15 protein-coding genes are annotated in these 17,331 nt (G+C 70.7%); 13 read left to right on the top strand and 2 right to left on the bottom strand.

The annotated features are described in order from the left end of the window. Window positions 1-3: 3 nt before the first annotated feature. The 5 genes from dnaG to Afe05nite_RS32390 are packed head-to-tail and all read left to right on the top strand — an operon-like array spanning window position 4 to window position 4,910. Window positions 4-1,869, top strand: coding sequence for a DNA primase (dnaG, locus tag Afe05nite_RS32410; RefSeq protein WP_203821082.1), 1,866 nt, complete (start codon window positions 4-6; stop codon window positions 1,867-1,869). Further along, window positions 1,866-2,387, top strand: a complete 522-nt coding sequence (locus Afe05nite_RS32405; protein WP_203821081.1) for a hypothetical protein — start codon at window positions 1,866-1,868, stop codon at window positions 2,385-2,387. The genes dnaG and Afe05nite_RS32405 overlap by 4 nt, the downstream gene beginning before the upstream one ends. 32 nt (window positions 2,388-2,419) lie before the next feature. Then, a complete protein-coding gene (locus Afe05nite_RS32400; RefSeq protein ID WP_203821080.1) occupies window positions 2,420-3,343 on the top strand; it encodes an ABC transporter ATP-binding protein in 924 nt (307 codons plus the stop codon). Next, complete coding sequence (locus tag Afe05nite_RS32395; protein WP_203821079.1) at window positions 3,343-4,101, top strand: ABC transporter permease; 759 nt, start codon at window positions 3,343-3,345, stop codon at window positions 4,099-4,101. The genes Afe05nite_RS32400 and Afe05nite_RS32395 overlap by 1 nt, the downstream gene beginning before the upstream one ends. After that, window positions 4,101-4,910, top strand: coding sequence for an ABC transporter permease (locus tag Afe05nite_RS32390; protein ID WP_203821078.1), 810 nt, complete (start codon window positions 4,101-4,103; stop codon window positions 4,908-4,910). Before Afe05nite_RS32395 ends, Afe05nite_RS32390 begins: the two co-directional genes overlap by 1 nt. A 45-nt stretch (window positions 4,911-4,955) precedes the next feature. On the opposite strand, the gene Afe05nite_RS32385 is transcribed toward Afe05nite_RS32390, so the two are convergent. Beyond that, window positions 4,956-6,119 carry a YihY/virulence factor BrkB family protein gene (locus Afe05nite_RS32385; RefSeq protein ID WP_203821077.1) on the bottom strand — a complete coding sequence of 388 codons (1,164 nt, stop codon included), beginning with the start codon at window positions 6,117-6,119 and terminating at the stop codon, window positions 4,956-4,958. Between the two features lie 304 nt (window positions 6,120-6,423). Between Afe05nite_RS32385 and Afe05nite_RS32380 the strand changes: the two genes are divergently transcribed. From Afe05nite_RS32380 to Afe05nite_RS32350, 7 genes are all read left to right on the top strand, one after another. Next, window positions 6,424-7,614, top strand: coding sequence for an ROK family transcriptional regulator (locus Afe05nite_RS32380; RefSeq protein WP_203821076.1), 1,191 nt, complete (start codon window positions 6,424-6,426; stop codon window positions 7,612-7,614). Further along, window positions 7,611-9,167 carry a sugar ABC transporter ATP-binding protein gene (locus Afe05nite_RS32375; RefSeq protein ID WP_203821075.1) on the top strand — a complete coding sequence of 519 codons (1,557 nt, stop codon included), beginning with the start codon at window positions 7,611-7,613 and terminating at the stop codon, window positions 9,165-9,167. Before Afe05nite_RS32380 ends, Afe05nite_RS32375 begins: the two co-directional genes overlap by 4 nt. Window positions 9,168-9,195: 28 nt before the next feature. After that, the gene (locus tag Afe05nite_RS32370; protein ID WP_203821074.1) at window positions 9,196-10,200 is read left to right on the top strand and encodes an ABC transporter permease; all 1,005 of its coding nucleotides are present in this window, start codon (window positions 9,196-9,198) and stop codon (window positions 10,198-10,200) included. Between the two features lie 43 nt (window positions 10,201-10,243). Beyond that, the gene (locus Afe05nite_RS32365) at window positions 10,244-11,284 is read left to right on the top strand and encodes a substrate-binding domain-containing protein (protein WP_203821073.1); all 1,041 of its coding nucleotides are present in this window, start codon (window positions 10,244-10,246) and stop codon (window positions 11,282-11,284) included. Between the two features lie 24 nt (window positions 11,285-11,308). Then, the gene (locus Afe05nite_RS32360; protein ID WP_203821072.1) at window positions 11,309-12,481 is read left to right on the top strand and encodes a Gfo/Idh/MocA family protein; all 1,173 of its coding nucleotides are present in this window, start codon (window positions 11,309-11,311) and stop codon (window positions 12,479-12,481) included. A 523-nt stretch (window positions 12,482-13,004) separates the two neighbouring features. Then, complete coding sequence (locus Afe05nite_RS32355) at window positions 13,005-13,931, top strand: sugar phosphate isomerase/epimerase family protein (protein WP_239118346.1); 927 nt, start codon at window positions 13,005-13,007, stop codon at window positions 13,929-13,931. Between the two features lie 116 nt (window positions 13,932-14,047). After that, window positions 14,048-15,055 carry a sugar phosphate isomerase/epimerase family protein gene (locus Afe05nite_RS32350; protein ID WP_203821070.1) on the top strand — a complete coding sequence of 336 codons (1,008 nt, stop codon included), beginning with the start codon at window positions 14,048-14,050 and terminating at the stop codon, window positions 15,053-15,055. 48 nt (window positions 15,056-15,103) lie between these two features. On the opposite strand, the gene Afe05nite_RS32345 is transcribed toward Afe05nite_RS32350, so the two are convergent. Then, complete coding sequence (locus Afe05nite_RS32345; protein ID WP_438869302.1) at window positions 15,104-16,585, bottom strand: M1 family metallopeptidase; 1,482 nt, start codon at window positions 16,583-16,585, stop codon at window positions 15,104-15,106. A 276-nt stretch (window positions 16,586-16,861) separates the two neighbouring features. Between Afe05nite_RS32345 and Afe05nite_RS32340 the strand changes: the two genes are divergently transcribed. Beyond that, a complete protein-coding gene (locus Afe05nite_RS32340; RefSeq protein ID WP_203821068.1) occupies window positions 16,862-17,290 on the top strand; it encodes a DoxX family protein in 429 nt (142 codons plus the stop codon). The last annotated feature ends 41 nt before the right edge of the window (window positions 17,291-17,331 follow it).

The following is a 17,331-nucleotide window of genomic DNA, read 5'->3' as shown; positions in this document are numbered from 1 at the left end:
AGGATGTATGCCGTGGCGGGCAGGGTCAAGGACGAGGACATAGCGCTGGTCCGTGACCGGACCTCGATCGCCGACATCATCGGTGAGTCGGTGACCCTGCGCTCCGCCGGTGGCGGCAACCTCAAGGGCCTGTGCCCGTTCCACGACGAGAAGACCCCGTCGTTCACCGTCGCCCCGGCCCGCAACGTCTTCTACTGCCACGGCTGCGGGCAGGGCGGGGACGCGATCAAGTTCCTGATGGACGCCGAACACCTGTCGTTCATCGAGTCGATCGAGCGGCTCGCCTCCCGGGCCGGCATCCAGCTGCGCTACGAGACCGACAACTCGCCCAACCCGGGGCCCCGCCCGCAGGCCGGGCAGCGGGCCCGGCTGCTCGCCGCCCACGTTACCGCGCTCGAGTTCTACCGCGATCAGCTCAGCACCCCGGGCGCGCGCAAGGCCCGCGAGTTCCTCGCCCAGCGCGGGTTCGGGCGCGACGCCGCCGAACGGTACGGATGCGGGTTCGCGCCGGACTCGTGGGACGCGCTCGCCAAGCATCTGCTGAAGAAGGGCTTCACCGCCGAGGAGCTGAACACCGCCGGGCTCACCAAGCCGGCCCGCTCCGGGTCGCTCATCGACCGGTTCCGCCGGCGGCTGCTGTGGCCGATCAAGGACCTGTCCGGCGACGTGATCGGGTTCGGCGCGCGCAAGCTGTTCGACGACGACGACGGACCGAAATACCTGAACACCCCGGAGTCGCCGCTCTACAAGAAGTCGCACGTGCTCTACGGCATCGACCAGGCCAAACGGGAGATCGCCAAGCGCGGCCGGGCGGTCATCGTGGAGGGCTACACCGACGTGATGGCCTGCCACGAGGCGGGCGAGCCGACGGCGGTCGCGACCTGCGGCACGGCCTTCGGCATCGATCACATCGGGGTGCTGCGCCGGCTGCTGATGGACAGCGACAGCTTCACCGGCGAGATCATCTACACGTTCGACGGCGACGCGGCCGGGCAGAAGGCGGCGCTGCGCGCCTTCGAGGAGGACCAGCGGTTCGTCGGCCGCACCTTCATCGCGGTCAGCCCGGACAACATGGACCCGTGCGACCTGCGGCTGGCCAAGGGCGACCTGGCGGTGCGCGACATGATCGCCGCCCGGGAGCCGCTCGTCGACTTCGCGCTGCGGCACACCATCTCCCGCTTCGACCTCGACACGGTGGAGGGCCGCGTCGAGGCGATGCGCAAGGCGGCCCCGCTGGTCGCCAAGATCAAGGACCGGGAGAAGCGGCCGGAGTACGCCCGTAAGCTCGCCGCCGATCTCGGGATGGACCTGGAACCGGTGCAGCGGGCCGTCAACTCGGCGCTGCGCGGTGTCGCCGCCGAACAGGCCGCCCGGCCGCCCGCCCGCGCCGCGGAGGCGCCGCAGCGGCTGGTCGAACGGGAGTCGCTGAAACTGGCGCTGCAGGAACCGGTGCTGGCCGGCCCGATGTTCGACACGGTCGGCGCCGACGACTACAACGACGCGGTCTACCGGGCGATCCGGGAGGCGATCGCGGCGGCCGGCGGGGCGTCCTCGGCGTCGTCCGGTGGCGTGGTGTGGATCGAGAAGGTCCGGGACGGCTGCGACGATCTCGCCGGCCGGGGCCTGATCTCGGAACTGTCGGTCGAGCCGTTGCGGGTGGACGGCGTGGTCGACCCGCGGTACGTGCAGATCACCCTGGCCCGGCTGCAGGCGGGCTCGGTGACCACCCGGATCCGTGATCTCAAGTCGAAGGTGCAGCGGCTCAACCCGGTGGCGCACAAGGATGAATACCTGGCCCTGGCCGGGGAGCTCTTCTCACTCGAACAGCAGGCGCGCGCGTTGCGCGATCAGGCGGCAGGTGGTCTGTGAGTCTCTTCTCCCGCAAGCCGAAGCTACCGGCGGCGTTGCGTCCCAAGCTCGGACCGGACGAGCGGGTGGTGGCGTGGGCGCCGCTCGCCGACGACCGGGCGCTGGTGGCCACGAACCACGGCCTGTGGCTGCCGGATGCCCGGCGGCTGGGCTGGCACGAGATCCACAAGGCCGCGTGGTCGGGGCGGGAGCTCAGGATCACGCCGGCCGAGGTGGCCGAGGAGCGCCCGGAGTACGCGGTGCTGATCGACGGGCCGGTGGTGGGTTTCCTGCTGCTGGAGCCGGGTCAGCTGCCCGACCAGGTGCGCACCCGGGTGACGAGGTCGGTGGCGTACACCTCGCATCATCCGTTCTCGGCGGGCGGGGTGCGGGTGGTGGGCCGCCGGGTGCCCGGCGAGAACGGGCTGAGCTGGGCGGTGCGCTACGACTCGGGGACGCCGGTGAACCTGCCCGCGGTCGTCGAGCTGACCGGTGAGCTGGTGTCGGCGGCCCGGACGGCGACGGCCCCGCCGGACTGAGTTTTGTCGTACCCCCTCTCTAGGGTCGTCGCGTGGATGCCCTCATACATGCCCGTGGCCTGGTGAAGAGGTTCGACGACTTCACCGCGGTCGACGGGATCGACATCGACGTGCGCCGGGGCGAGGCGTTCGGCTTCCTCGGTCCCAACGGTGCCGGCAAGAGCTCGACCATGCGCATGATCGGCTGTGTGTCCCCGCCGACCGGCGGCGTGCTGCGGATCCTCGGCCTCGATCCGCGCCGCGACGGCCCGGCGATCCGGGCCAAGCTGGGCGTCTGCCCGCAGCTCGACAACCTCGACATCGAGTTGACCGTCCGGGAGAACCTGACGACCTACGCCCGGTTCTTCGGCATCGCGCGCCGGGTGGCCCGGCAACGGGCCGCCGAGCTGCTCGAGTTCGTGCAGCTCACCGAGCGGGCCGACAGCAAGGTCGAGCCGCTGTCGGGCGGCATGAAACGGCGGTTGACGATCGCCCGGGCGCTGGTCAACGAGCCCGAGATGGTGCTGCTCGACGAGCCGACGACCGGCCTCGACCCGCAGGCGCGCCACCTGGTGTGGGAGCGGTTGTTCCGGCTCAAGCAGCAAGGCGTGACGCTGGTGCTGACCACGCACTACATGGACGAGGCCGAGCAGTTGTGCGATCGCCTCGTAGTGATGGACGGCGGCAAGATCGTGGCGGCGGGCTCGCCGCGGGCGCTCATCGAGCGTTATTCCACCCGCGAGGTGGTGGAGCTGCGGTTCGCGACCGGGTCCCAGCAGGCCTACGCGGAGAAGCTGGCCGGCCTGGGGGAGCGGCTCGAGGTGCTTCCCGACCGCATCCTGCTCTACGTGGCCGACGGCGACGAGGCCGTCGCCGAGGTGCAGCGCCGGTCGCTCGACCCGGCCGGCGTGCTGGTGCGTCGCAGCAGCCTGGAGGACGTGTTCCTGCACCTCACCGGCCGGACGCTGGTGGACTGATGGTCGCCGCTTCGTACGTTCTGGAATATCACCTGGTCAACTACCGCCGCACGTGGCGGTCGAGCGCGCTGTCCACGCTTGCCGGGCCGCTGCTGACGTTGCTCGGCTTCGGGGTGGGCGTGGGCGCGTTCGTGTCCGGCGGCGTCGACGGCGTGCCCTATCTGGACTGGATCGTGCCCGGCCTGGTCGCGTCGGCCGCGACGCAGGCCGCCTTCGGCGAGGCGACCTGGCCGGTGATGAGCTACTTCGAGTGGATGAAGGTCTACTTCGCGCAGGCGGCGGCGCCGTTGCGGGTGGCCGACATCCTGGGCGGTCATCTGGCGTTCATGCTGTTCCGCATCCTGGTGAGCGCGGCCGCGTTCCTGGCGGTGGCGGTCGCGTTCGGGGTGGTGCACTCGTGGTGGGCGCCGCTGACCCTGGTGGTGGCGCTGATCGTGGGGTTGGCGGTGGCGGCGCCGACGGTGGCCTACAGCGCGGTCATCCCGAGCGAGAGCTACCTCGCGATCCTGATGCGGTTCGCGCTCCTGCCGATGTCGCTGTTCTCCGGGGTGTTCTTCCCGGTGGAGTCGCTGCCGGTGGTGCTGCGCTGGGCGGCCTACGCGCTGCCGCTGTGGCACGGTGTCGAGCTGAGCCGGGACGCGATGCTGGGCCGGGCGCCCGGCTGGCTCGGCCTGGTGCACCTGGGCTATCTGCTGGTGTGGTGCGCCGGTGGATGCGTGCTCGCCCACCGCCTCTTCCGCCGCCGGCTGGTGTTCTGATGGTGACCCTGGTGCTGCCGCGGCTGATCTCGTTCGAGGGGACGGGCCGGCGGGCGGCGTCGGTGACCGAGCGCAACATCGCCTGTCTGCGCTCGACCTATTGGATCGTGTTGCTGTCCGGCTTCCTGGAGCCGGTGCTCTACCTGTTCTCGATCGGCGTCGGGGTGGGCGGCCTGATCGGCGACCTCGCGCTGGGCGATGGCCGGCTGGTCGGCTACGCCGAGTTCGTGGCGCCGGCGATGCTGGCCGCCTCGGCGATGACCGGCGCGCTCTCCGAGACGACCTTCAACTTCTTCGGGAAGATGAAGTTCATGCGGCTCTACGAGGGGATCCTCGCGACGCCGGTGCGGCCGATCGAGATCGCCCTGGGGGAGCTGGCCTGGGCGATGGCGCGCGGGGTTCTCTACTCGGCCGCGTTCCTGGCGATCATGGTGGCGATGGATCTGACCAGCCCGGCGCGTGCCCTCGCCATGCTGCCGGCGGCGATCCTGATCGGGTTCGCGTTCGGGGCGCTCGGCATGACGATCTCCACCCTGATCCGCAGCTGGCAGGAGTTCGACCTGATCGCGAACGGGCAGTTCGCGCTGTTCCTGTTCTCCGGCACGTTCGCGCCGGCGACGGCCTATCCGCAGTGGTTGCGCTGGGTGGTCGAGGTGACCCCGCTGTACCGGTCGGTCGACCTGACCCGCGCGTTGAGCCTGGGCCCGGTCGGCTGGGTCCAGGCGCTCGACGTGCTCTACCTCGTCGTGCTGTTCGCGGTCGGCCTGAGCATCGCCGGCCGCCGGATGACCGGGATGCTGTGCAAGTGAGGAACGGCCGCTCACTGCGGTGAGCGGCCGTTTCTCGGTTCGACGTCACTTCGTGCTCAGGCCACGCTCGCTGCCCTTCTTGAGCTTGCGGTCGTCGCGCAGCTCCAGGAACGGCTCGTCGGCCGGGTCGTGCCCGGCCGCGATGGCCCGGCCGCGTTCGAGTTCGGCGTCGAGTTCGGCGCCGAGCAGGATGGCGATGTTCGAGATCCACATCCAGACGAGGAAGGCGATGACACCCCCGAGCGTGCCGTACGTCTTGCTGTAGTTGGCGAAGTTGGCCAGGTAGATCGCGAACGCGCCGGAGGCGATCAGCCACAGCACCACGGCGAAGATGCCACCGGGGCTGACCCAGCGGAAACCGCCGGTCTTCGCGTTCGGCGACGCCCAGTAGAGGATCGCGAACATGAGGCTGACCAGCAGGATGAGCACCGGCCACTTGGCGATGTTCCAGGTCGTGACGGCGACGCCGCCGAAGCCGAGCTTCTCGCCGACCACCTGCGCCAGGTCCCCGGTGAAGATGACGATGAACGCCGACACGATGAGCATCAGGCCGATGACCGCGGTCACCCAGACCCGGATGGGCAGCGTCTTCCAGATCGGCCGGCCCTCGGGGACGTCGTAGACGGCGTTGGAGGCGCGCATGAACGCGGCCGTGTAACCGGAGGCCGACCAGAAGGCCAGCACCAGACCGAGGATCGCCGTGAAGCTCGACGCCCCGCTGTCGCTCACCTGGTCGAGCACGGTGTTGACGAGGTCACGCACCTGCTGGTTGCCGGTCAGCTCACTGATCGTGTTCTTGACCGTGTCCTGGCCGTTCGCGCTGAGCAGGCCGAGGATCGACACGAGCACCAGGGCGCCCGGGAAGATCGACAGCACGCCGTAATAGGTGAGCGCGGCGGCCCAGTCGGAGATGTTGTCCTCGGAGAACTGCTTGAAGGTCCGCTTGACCGCGGCGAACAGGCCTTTGCCGCCGAGTGCGGCGGGGGAGTCGGGGCCCGCGTCGGGCGGGGTCCTGGGCCCCGAGTAGTCGTCGTCCGGTCCGGTCTTGGTGGTGGCCGCGGCGGCGAGGTCGTAGTCGCCGGACCCGCTGGTGTAGGCCTTGTCGTCGCGCCCTTCCCGGCTGCCGGCTCGGCTGTCCTTGTCGAGGGCACGCTCGTCGGCGGCGCTGGTGTCCGGCTGGTCCTTGTCGTGCCTGTGGAAGAGCTTCATTGCGGGATCCCTCCGGGCGAGGCGGTCGTTCCGGCCGCCTCCCGCACGGGGTTCCCTCCCCCGCCACGTGCGGATACGGCCGGTAACGCAATGCCCACCCGACAGGGGTTACTAACTCACAGCCCACTTTCAGGCACATCCGCGTTCCCGCGGCGGCGGCGCGCCGTCCTTTGATCATCGGCGGTTCGCCGTGCCCACTTTTGCTTCTGGTGACGAAACTTTCTAATCGGCTGCCAGAAGGTCTGGACTGGCGGGGCGGAAGCGGCTTAGTGTGACGAGCGCAACACCGCGTGTGTGACCCCACATGGAGGTGTCCGTGTTCCTGTCCGATGCTCCCCACCTGCGGATCTTGTGTCTCCTGCGGGACGAGGGGGCGGTTTCGCGGGCCGAGCTGGGTGACCGGCTCGAGCTGACCCGGCCGCGCCTGCTGGCCGAGGTCGAGCGGCTCGTCGCGACCGGGCTCATTGCCGAGGCGGGCATGGCGGCCTCCCGCGGCGGGCGCCGGTCGACCCTGGTGGAGATCCACCCGCGGTTGCGGTTCGCGGCCGTCGACCTCGGCGCCAGCTCGATCGACATCGAGGTGGTCAACGGCCGCCTCGAGCCGGTCGCCGCCTATCGGGAGGCGGCCGACATCCGGTCCGGCCCCAAGGTGATCCTCCAGCGGGTGAACGACCTGCTCGCCAAGGCTCGCATCGACGGGGCCTACGAGCGCCTCGACGCGGTCGGCATCGGTGTTCCGGGTCCGGTCAGCTTCCGCGACGGCGTGCCGGTGTCGCCGCCGATCATGCCGGGCTGGGACCGCTACCCGGTGCGCGAGCTGCTGGCCCGCGAGCACAGCTGCCCGGCCGTGGTCGACAACGACGTCAACATCATGGCCATCGGCGAGCGGCACGGCGGGGTCGCGCACTCGATCGACGACTTCCTGTTCGTCAAGATCGGCACCGGCATCGGCTGCGGGATCCACCTGGCCGGCGCGGTCTACCGGGGCATCGACGGCTGCGCCGGCGACATCGGGCACATCCAGGTCGACGCGAACGGGCCGGTCTGCTCCTGCGGCAACGCCGGTTGCCTGGAGGCGTTGTTCAGCGGGGCGGCGCTGGCCCGCGACGCGCTCGCGGCGGCCCGGGCGGGGGAGTCGCCGGCCCTGGCCGAGAGGCTTGCCGCCAGTGCCGAACTGACGGCTCGCGACGTTGCCGAGGGGGCGGCCGAGGGGGACGTCACCTGCATCCGGCTGATCCGCGCGGGCGGTCGGCGCGTCGGTGGGGTGCTCGCCACGCTGGTGTCGTTCGCGAACCCCTCGATGATCGTGATCGGGGGTGGTCTGGCCCAACTCGGGCACGTGCTACTGGCTGAGATCAGGAGCGTCGTCTACCGCCGGTCGCTGCCGCTGGCCACCGGGAACCTGCCCGTGGTGCTGTCCGAGCTGGGCAGCCGCGCCGGCGTGACGGGTGCGGCCGTGCTCGCCAGCGACATGGCCTTCGAGCAGGCGTCGTGAGCGCCGGAACCGAGTCACGGCGGGCCGGCGCGGACACCGTCCTGCGGCTGACCGACGTCGTCAAGACGTTCCCCGGCGTGCGCGCCCTCGACGGCGTGCAGTTGGCGGTCCGCGCCGGCGAGGTGCACTGCCTGCTCGGCCAGAACGGGGCCGGCAAGTCCACCCTGATCAAGGTGCTGGCCGGCGTGCACCATGCGGACGGCGGCGAGATCAGCTGGCTGGGCGATCCGTTCGCGCCGGCCACCCCGCAGGCCGCCATGCGTGCCGGCATCGCCACCATCTATCAGGAGCTCGACCTGGTCGACGACCTGTCGGTGGCGGAGAACGCGTTCCTCGGCCACGAGCGCAGCCGGTTCGGCTTCACCCGGCGACGGGCCATCGCCACCAGCACGCGGGAGATCCTGGCCCGGCTCGGGCACCCCGAGATCCCGCCCCACCGGCTGGTGAAGGCCCTGCCCGCGGCGGGCAAGCAGATCGTCAGCATGGCGCGGGCGCTCTCGCACGACGCCCGGCTGATCGTCATGGACGAGCCCAGCGCCGTGCTCGCCCACGACGAGGTCGAGAACCTGTTCCGGATCATCCGCGACCTGACCGCGAACGGCATCGCGGTCATCTACATCTCGCACCGGCTGGCCGAGATCCGCGAGATCGGCGACCGCGTGACGGTGCTCAAGGACGGCCGCACGACCGCCGCCGACCTGCCGGCCCGCACGACGCCGACCCGCGAGCTCGTCGGCAGCATGACCGGCCGCAGCATCGAATACCTGTTCCCGGCCCGGCCGGCCGAGCCGGCCGCGGGCGCCCCGGTGGCCGACCCGGTCCTGGTCGTGCAGGGACTCACCAGGCACGGCGAGTTCGTCGACGCGTCCCTCGCGGTCGCGCCCGGCGAGATCGTGGGAATCGCCGGCCTGGTCGGCTCCGGCCGCTCCGAGCTCCTCGAGACGATCTTCGGGGCGCGCCGGCCCGACGCCGGCACGGTCACGATGGACGGTCACCGGATCACCGGGGTCGGCTCGGCCGTGCGCCGGGGGATGGGCATGGCCCCCGAGGAACGCAAGAGCCAGGCGCTGCTGCTCGACGAGCCGGTCTACAAGAACATGACCCTCGCGTCGTTCGCCGGGTTCGCGCACGGCGGTTTCACCGCCGCCCGCGACGAGCGGGCCGCCGCGCTCAGGACCGCCGACCTGCTGGAACTGCGCCCGCGCGACGTCGACCGGCCGGCTCGCACGCTGTCCGGCGGCAACCAGCAGAAGGTGGTGGTCGGCCGCTGGCTGCTGGGCGGGACCCGGCTGCTGCTGCTCGACGAGCCCACCCGGGGCGTGGACGTGGGTGCCCGCGCCGAGCTCTACCAGGTGATCCGCGGGCTCGCCGAGGACGGGGTGGCGGTGCTGCTCGTCTCCAGCGAGGTGCCCGAGGTGCTCGGCCTGGCCGACCGGGTGCTCGTCATGCGGGAGGGCCGGCTCGTGCACGAGGCCCCGGCCGACGAACTCGACGAAGACACCGTCCTCGACCTCGTCATGGCGGGGTCTCTGCTGGAAGGGGAGCCGGCATGACCGCCTGCGGGCCGACGGAGGGATCAGCGTGACAGCCGAAGCGGTTCGGGCGAGACAACGGCGCTGGAATCTGGACGACAACGCGGTGCGCAACCTCGGGCTGGTCGGGGTCCTGGTCGTGCTGGTGGTCATCGGCGTCGTCACCCGGCCCGAGCTCTACGCCGACCCGACCTGGGTGCGCAACAACGTCCTGACGATCCTGCAGCAGGCGTCGGCGATCGGCGTCGTCACGGTCGGCATGACCTTCGTGATCGTCGGGGGCGGCATCGACCTGTCGGTCGGCGCGATCATCGCCCTCGCCGGGGTCTGGAGCACGACGCTCGCCACGCAGAGCTACGGTGCCCTCGGCATGATCTTCACGGCCCTGGTGGTCGGGCTGGCGGTCGGCGTCGTCAACGGCGTACTCATCTCGTACGGCCGCCTGGTGCCCTTCATCGCGACGCTCGCCATGCTGGTGTCGGCGCGCGGCCTCGCCGCGCAGATCTCCGGCAAGCAGACGCAGGTGTCCACGAACGACACGATCAACAACCTCGCCACCACGAGACCGCTCGGCATCCCGTTGCTCGTCTGGCTGCTGGCGGTGGTGGTCGCGGCCGGCTGGGTGCTGCTCAACCGCACCACCTTCGGCCGGCGCACGGTCGCGGTCGGCGGCAACCCCGAGGCCGCCCGGCTGGCCGGCATCAACGTCAAACGCCACACCCTCATGCTGTACGCGCTGATGGGCCTCTGCTGCGGCCTCGCGGCGATCATGTTGACGTCCCAGGCGACCAGTGCCCAGGCCGCCATGGCGAACCTCTACGAACTGGATGCGATCGCCGCGGCGATCATCGGCGGCACGCTGCTGTCCGGCGGCCGCGGCACCATCGTCGGCGCCCTCTTCGGGGTGCTGGTCTTCTCCACCATCACCAACCTCTTCGCGATCAACAACCTCTCCACCGAGGTCCAGAACATGGTCAAGGGCGGCATCATCGTCGCCGCGGTGTTGATCCAGCAGTTCCGCTACCGCTCGCTCACGCAACTTCTCAAGCGCTGACCTCGGCCCGAACCTGACTTCGGGTACCCCCTGGGGAGGAATCATGTCCGCTTTGTCGCGTAGGAACGTTTTGTTTGGTGGGGCTGCCGTCGGTGCCGGCGCCCTGCTGACCGCCTGCACCAGCAACGATCCCGGCACCAGCGCCCAGGTGAAGACCAACGAGAGCGGCGACGCCAACGCCGCGCCCGGCCAGAAGGTGGTCATCGGTTTCTCGGCGCCGGCTGCCGACCACGGCTGGATCGCCGCCATCACCAACAACGCCAAGGCGCAGGCCGCCGCGTACTCCGACGTGGAGCTCAAGAGCGTCGCGGCCGGCAACGACGCGGCCGCGCAGCGGGCCGCCGTGGCGACCTTGATCTCGCAGAAACCCACCGTGATCGTGATGCTCCCGCACGACGGCAAGGAGCTCGACGCCGCCGGCCTGGAGGCGATGAAGGCCGGCATCCCGGTGATCAACCTGGACCGCGCGTTCCCCTCGCGGGCGGCCTACCGCCTGCAGATCAAGGGCGACAACTTCGGTATGGGGCTGGCCGCCGGGGCTTACATCGGCGAGCAGCTCAAGAGCAAGGGGATCAGCAATCCGATCATCGGCGAGATCCCCGGCATCGACTCGCTCGAGCTGACCCAGGAGCGCAGCCAGGGCTTCAACACGGCCCTGGCGACGTACGGGTTCAAGGTCGCCAACCGCCGTCCGGCCGAGTTCACCGCCGACTCGGGACAGGCCGCCGCGACCGCGCTGCTGCAGGCCCTGCCCAAGATGGACGCGGTCTGGAACCACGACGACGACCAGGGCATCGGCGTGCTGGCCGCGATCAAGCAGGCCAACCGCAGCGACTTCTTCATGGTCGGCGGTGCCGGGTCGAAGGCCGCCATCGACCTGATCAAGGCGGACAGCAGCGTCCTGAAGGCGACTGTCACCTACAGCCCGTCGATGGCCTCCTCGGCCGTCTCGCTGGCCCGGTTGATCGGTCAGGGCAAGGGCATGAACGACCTGGTGGAGTTGCAGGTGCCCAAGGAGATCACGCTCTCCTCGGAGACGATCACCAAGGAGAACGCCGACCGGTACGCCGCGCTCGGCTTCTGAACCGCGCGAGACGGAGGGGGTTTCATGTCGGAACAGCTGCGGGTCGGCATGGTCGGCTACGCGTTCATGGGCGCCGCGCACTCACAGGCGTGGCGCACCGTGAACCGATTCTTCGACCTGCCGCTGTCGGCACGGATGCGGGCGGTGTGCGGCCGCTCCCGATCGGGGGTGGCCGCCGCCGCCGAGAAGCTCGGCTGGGAGTCGCACACGACCGACTGGCGGTCGCTGATCGACCGCGACGACGTCGACCTGATCGACATCTGCACCCCCGGCGACACGCACGCCGAGATCGCGCTCGCCGCGCTCGCCGCCGGCAAGCACGTCATGTGCGAGAAGCCGCTTGCCAACACGGTGGCCGAGGCCCGGGAGATGGCGGCGGCCGCGACCGCCGCGCAGGCCTCGGGGGTACGCAGCATGTGCGGCTTCAACTACCGCCGGGTGCCCGCCGTGGCCCTCATGCGCCGGCTGGTCGAGGCCGGCCGGATCGGCGCCCTGCGCCACGTGCGAGCGGTCTACCTGCAGGACTGGATCGTCGACCCGGAGTTCCCGCTGGTCTGGCGGCTGCGCAAGGAGGTGGCCGGCTCGGGGGCGCTCGGCGACATCGGCGCCCACATCATCGACCTGACCCAGTTCGTGACCGGCCGCTCGATCCGGTCGGTGACCGCGATGACCGAGACGTTCGTGAAGTCCCGGCCGCTGCCGGAGGCGTCCGCCGGGCTGTCCGCCTCGGCCGCCGGGGAACAGCGCGGCGACGTCACCGTCGACGACGCGGCCCTGTTCCTGGCCCGGCTCGACGGCGGGGCGATCGCCACCTACGAGGCGACCCGGTTCGCGACCGGTCGCAAGAACGGGCTCCGGGTCGAGCTGAACGGCTCGCTCGGCTCGCTGGTGTTCGACTTCGAGCGGATGAACGAGCTGGCCTTCTACGACGGCGGGCAACCGGCCGCCGAGCAGGGCTTCCGCCGCATCCTGGTGACCGAGGCCGAGCATCCGTACATGGCCGCGTGGTGGCCGCCCGGCCACCTGATCGGTTACGAGCACTCGTTCACCCATGAGATGCGCGACCTCATCGAGGCGATCGGGGTCGGCAAGGATCCGGCGCCGTCGTTCACCGACGCGTTGCAGGTGCAGTTGGTGCTCGACGCGGTGTCCCGCTCGGCCGTCTCGGCACAGTGGACCGAGGTGGAATCCGTCTAGGAACGTCCGTCGCGGAGCCGGTGAGGGAACGGCGCGGTGCGCCCCGCGCCGGCCGGCTCCGCGACGGTGCGCCGACGCACGAGTGATCGTCACGTGCGTGTCCGAACGTGCACATGATGCATATAGATAACGCTCTCCCGCGGTGTGTCCGGTTGCTCACACACCCTCGCACCGGCAGGTCACCCTATCCGCAGACATCGGTGACCGCCGATCTTGTCGGAACTCTCTGATCATGTCGGCCCATGTCACCGCGTCGCACGGTGCGTACGCCACTGATCCTGCGGACACATGACGCTCGTATCCGGGGGTAGATGGACCCCACGGATGGAGGCGTCATGGCAACCCGACGGACCGCCCCGCGCGCGTCGAGGAACGGTGGCGGCATGGTCCATACTGGACGCGAACGCACGGGCGGATGCACGTGCATCTGCACCGACGCGACCGGGCCGGGAGGACTCTGATGCGGCTGAGACACCCTTCCGGCCGGATCGTGCACCTCAGTTGTGAGATCGCCGCACGACCGGTGAGCAATCTACCGGCCCTCGTGGCCGAGCTCGACAACTACGGTGCCGTCCGGGCCCGGCTCGGTGCCGACCGGCTCGGCGTCGATCTGTGGCTCCCGCCCACCCTCGCCGCCGCCCTCGCCGTGGAGAGCCGCGCCCGCACCCGGCTTCGTGCCGAACTCGACGCCCGTCGTCTCGAGGTCGTCACGTTGAGCGGGGCGCCCTTCGCCGAGGGCGGCGGCGAACCACCGACCGACGCCGCGGCCCAGCCCGACTCCGGGGCTCAGCTCGATGCCGGGGCCCGGTCCGGCGCCGGGGTGGAGCCCTCGTGGACGGAGCCGGCCCGCCGCGAATACACGCTCGATCTGGCCCGCATCCTGCTCGACCTGCTCGACGCCGACGCGGTCCGCGGCGCCGTCAGCACCATCGGCCTGGGCCCGCGCCCGGGCTGGGCCGAGGCCGCCGACAAGGCGAGCCTCGGCATCCTGCGCCGCCTCTCCGCCGGCCTCGCCGACCTGGCCTGGCAGAACGGGCGCGCCGTGCGGGTCGGGTTCCAGCCCGCCCCCGGTCTCGTCCTCGACACTCCCGAGCAGACGGTCGCGGCGATGAGCCGCATGGACCGCGAGCGCCTCGGGGTGTGCCTCGATCTCGGGCACGTCGCCCGGAGCTGGCCCGACCCGGCCGGTGGCATCGAGGCCCTGACCGACGCCGGCCTCTCGGTGATCGAGGTCCGGCTCGCAGCCGTGCCCGGCGGCACGACCGAACCATGGCGCACCGCCCTGCGTCAGGTCTTCGGCGCCGCCGGGCCCCTCACCGAATACCTGACCCTGCAGTCACGCGGCCCCGGCCAGACGCCCGAGCAGATCGCCGCCGACGTCGCCTACCTCCTCGCCGAGCTCGCCGCCCTCGGCCTCGCTCCCGAGGTCGAGACCTGCCCGGTGCGCTAGGGTCGCGGTAAGCCCCGTGGGCCGGTCCAGGAGGCGCAACCTGGGTCCGCGCGGTGACACCGGTCGGTCATCCCTCGCCGCCCGCCGATGACGGCTGCGATCAGGGGAGACATCACATGGCCCGACCCATCACGCTCTTCACCGGCCAGTGGGCCGATCTGCCGTTCGACCAGGTGTGCGCGCTGGCCTGCGAATGGGGTTACGACGGTCTCGAGATCGCCTGCTGGGGCGACCACTTCGAGGTGGACCGGGCCCTCGCCGAGCCCGATTACGTCGACCGCAAGCGGGCCGTTCTGGAGAAGCACAACCTCAAGGTGTACGCGATCTCCAACCACCTCGTCGGGCAGGCCGTCTGCGACCACCCGATCGACGAGCGGCACCAGGACATCCTCCCCGCCGCCGTGTGGGGGGACGGCGACGCCGAGGCGGTGCGGCAGCGGGCCGCCGAGCGGATGAAGGACACCGCGCGCGCCGCCGCCCGGCTCGGCGTGCGGACCGTCGTCGGCTTCACCGGGTCGTCGATCTGGCACACGGTGGCGATGTTCCCGCCCGCGTCCCAGGCCATGATCGACCGCGGTTACCAGGATTTCGCCGACCGGTGGAACCCGATCCTCGACGTGTTCGACGCCGAGGGCGTCCGGTTCGCGCACGAGGTGCACCCGTCGGAGATCGCCTACGACTACTGGACCACCCACCGGGCGCTCGACGCCATCGGGCACCGGCCCGCCTTCGGCCTGAACTGGGATCCGTCGCACTTCGTGTGGCAGGACCTCGACCCGGTCAACTTCATCCTCGAGTTCAAGGACCTGATCTACCACGTCGACTGCAAGGACGCCAAGGTGCGCACCGGCGACGGGCGGCGCGGACGGTTGAGCTCGCACCTGCCGTGGGCCGACCTGCGGCGCGGGTGGGATTTCGTCTCCACCGGCCACGGCGATGTGCCGTGGGAGGACTGTTTCCGGGCGCTCAACGCGATCGGCTACACCGGACCGATCTCCGTCGAGTGGGAGGACGCCGGCATGGATCGCCTGGTGGGCGCCCCCGAGGCGCTGAAGTTCGTGCGGCGCCTGGCGTTCGACGCGCCCACGGCCGCGTTCGACGCCGCGTTCTCGTCCTCGTCCTGAGCTCGGTGGGCGGACGCGTCGCCGCGTCCGCCCACCCGGCCGGGCCGGTCAGTGCTTGTGCAGGAGTTCGTGGGTCTGGCTGATCTCGGGCCAGGACCTGGGCATCGCCGGCCTGGTCAGCTTCGTGGCCGCCGCCAGGACCGGCTTGGCCGGGGTGAACAGCCACGCCTGGAACAGGGCGTCCAGGTCCTGGCCGGAGAGCTTCTCGGCGAGCGCGGTGAACTGCTCGGTGGTGCCGTTGCCGTATCTGTGCTCGGCGGTCCAGGTGCGCAGGATCTCCAGGAACGTGTCGTCGCCGACCGCCACCCGCAGCTGGTGCAGGGTCATCGCGCCGCGGCTGTAGACGGCGTCGCCGAACAGCCGGTCGGTTCCGGGATCGGCGGGGGCGGTCGTCCAGATCGGGGCGTCGGCGGGGTACCGGGCGTACAGGTAGTCGAAGAGGTCCTGGGCCGAGCCCTCGTCGTTCTTCTCCGACCACAGCCATTCGGCGTAGCTGGCGAAGCCCTCGTTGAGCCAGATGTTCTTCCACTCGGCCACCGACACCGAGTCGCCGAACCACTGGTGCGCGTTCTCGTGCACGACCACCGAGGTGTTGGCGCCGCGCCGGAAGAAGGAGCTCGCGAAGTTGGGCCGGGTCTGGTTCTCCAGGGCGAAACCGAGCGTGCCGGGCGGGGTGACGACGCCGCCGCGCGCTTCGAACGGCCACGGGCCGAACAGCGTGCTCTCCCAGTCGGTGATCTCCGCCGTGCGCTCCACGCTGACCTGCGCGGCCTCCCGCAGTTCGGGCGTGAGCAGCTGCGAGTACGCGTTGTAGACCGGCGTGCCGTCGGCGGTGGTGTCCTGGGTGACGTCGTACTGGCCGACGGTCAGGAACGTCAGGTAGGTCGCCTGCGGCTTCAGCGATCGCCAGCTCCAGCGCGTCCAGCCGAGGCTCTCCTGCACCGGCGGGCGGGGCATGGTGCCGTTGCTGATCGCCTCGACACCCGTCGGCACCGCCACCGAGACGTCGAACGTCGCCTTGTCGGTGGGGTGGTCGTTGCTCGGGTACCACCACCAGGCGATCTCCGGTTCACCGACGGCGACGGCGCCGTCGGCCGTCCGCGTCCAGGCGGTGAAACCCGCGGCGACCTCCGTCGACGGCACGCCGGAATACTGCACCACCACGGTCATCGCGCCGCCGCCGGCGATCGTCCGGGCCGGGGTGACGACCAGCTCGTGGTCTCCCTCGCGGGCGAACGTGGCCGGGCGGTTGTTCACGTAGATCGACGAGACGTCGAGCAGGAAGTCCAGGTTGAACCGGCTCAGGTCCTGGGTGGCGGTGGCCAGGATGGTGGTGGTGCCGGTGAGCCGGTCGGTGGCCGGGGTGTAGCGCAGCCGGATGTCGTAGTGGCCGACGTCGTAGCCGCTGTTGCCGTAGTCCGGGTAGTAGGTGTCGCCGGCGCCCGGGCCGCCCGGTGCGGGGGCGGCGTGGGCCGGGGTGGCCTGCGCGGGTGTCGCAGCCCCGGCCAGGGTCAGTGCTGTGGCGGACATTGCCACGAGCAGTCGTCGCACGGGTGTCCTTCCGTCGGCGGACCGGGTCGCGGCCCGCTGCTGGTCGTTCGATCCCCGCGAACATATCGGAGTGCGTCGATCGGTGGTGGGCGTTCGCTGTGGTGAACGCCACATGCTCTGAGTAATTCCTGAGATGCGTCTCGTCACCTGCGCCGGGGGCAACCCGGAAAAATCCGGGCAGAGTGGCACCTCTTGAATCAGGCAATTCGGTGACATTAGCTTGTGTCGATCCCCTCCCCTCCCCTAGGAGATTCGATGGACACGCAGAAGCTCGCCGGACCGGTCTGGTCGCTGTTCCGCATCGTCGTCGGCCTGCTCTTCACGCTGCACGGCGCGGCCACCGTCCTCGGCCTGTTCGGCGGGAACCAGGGCAAGGGTGAGGCGTTGCCCGTCGGCCAGTGGCCGGGTTGGTGGGCCGGCCTGATCCAGTTGATCTGCGGCATCCTGGTGACGGCCGGCCTGTTCACCCGGCCCGCGGCCGTGCTGGCCTCCGGTTCCATGGCGTACGCCTATTTCGTCATCCACCAGCCGCGCGCGTTGCTCCCCATCCAGAACGGCGGAGCCGAGGCGGCCCTGTACGCGTGGTCGTTCCTGGCCATCGCGGTGGCCGGGGCGGGCCCGTGGTCGTTGGACGCGATGCGGCGCCGGACCCCGGCCGAGACGCCGGCGACGGTGGACGCGTGACCGGCCCGCGGTGAGAGGCGCCCCTCTTGACAGGCGCCCCG

The sequence above is a fragment of the Paractinoplanes ferrugineus genome, from assembly GCF_016862195.1.
In the GTDB taxonomy this organism is placed as follows: Bacteria; Actinomycetota; Actinomycetes; order Mycobacteriales; family Micromonosporaceae; genus Actinoplanes; species Actinoplanes ferrugineus.
Note: the sequence above shows the minus strand (reverse complement) of the source record. Positions and strands in the feature narration are given on the sequence as shown.

Coding starts and splice junctions, on each gene's coding strand:
- dnaG (WP_203821082.1), top strand. CDS start 4: ATGTATGCCGTGGCGGGCAGGGTCAAGGACGAGGACATAGCGCTGGTC.
- Afe05nite_RS32395 (WP_203821079.1), top strand. CDS start 3,343: ATGGTCGCCGCTTCGTACGTTCTGGAATATCACCTGGTCAACTACCGC.
- Afe05nite_RS32390 (WP_203821078.1), top strand. CDS start 4,101: ATGGTGACCCTGGTGCTGCCGCGGCTGATCTCGTTCGAGGGGACGGGC.
- Afe05nite_RS32385 (WP_203821077.1), bottom strand. CDS start 6,119: ATGAAGCTCTTCCACAGGCACGACAAGGACCAGCCGGACACCAGCGCC.
- Afe05nite_RS32380 (WP_203821076.1), top strand. CDS start 6,424: ATGGAGGTGTCCGTGTTCCTGTCCGATGCTCCCCACCTGCGGATCTTG.
- Afe05nite_RS32365 (WP_203821073.1), top strand. CDS start 10,244: ATGTCCGCTTTGTCGCGTAGGAACGTTTTGTTTGGTGGGGCTGCCGTC.
- Afe05nite_RS32360 (WP_203821072.1), top strand. CDS start 11,309: ATGTCGGAACAGCTGCGGGTCGGCATGGTCGGCTACGCGTTCATGGGC.
- Afe05nite_RS32350 (WP_203821070.1), top strand. CDS start 14,048: ATGGCCCGACCCATCACGCTCTTCACCGGCCAGTGGGCCGATCTGCCG.
- Afe05nite_RS32345 (WP_438869302.1), bottom strand. CDS start 16,585: ATGTCCGCCACAGCACTGACCCTGGCCGGGGCTGCGACACCCGCGCAG.
- Afe05nite_RS32340 (WP_203821068.1), top strand. CDS start 16,862: ATGGACACGCAGAAGCTCGCCGGACCGGTCTGGTCGCTGTTCCGCATC.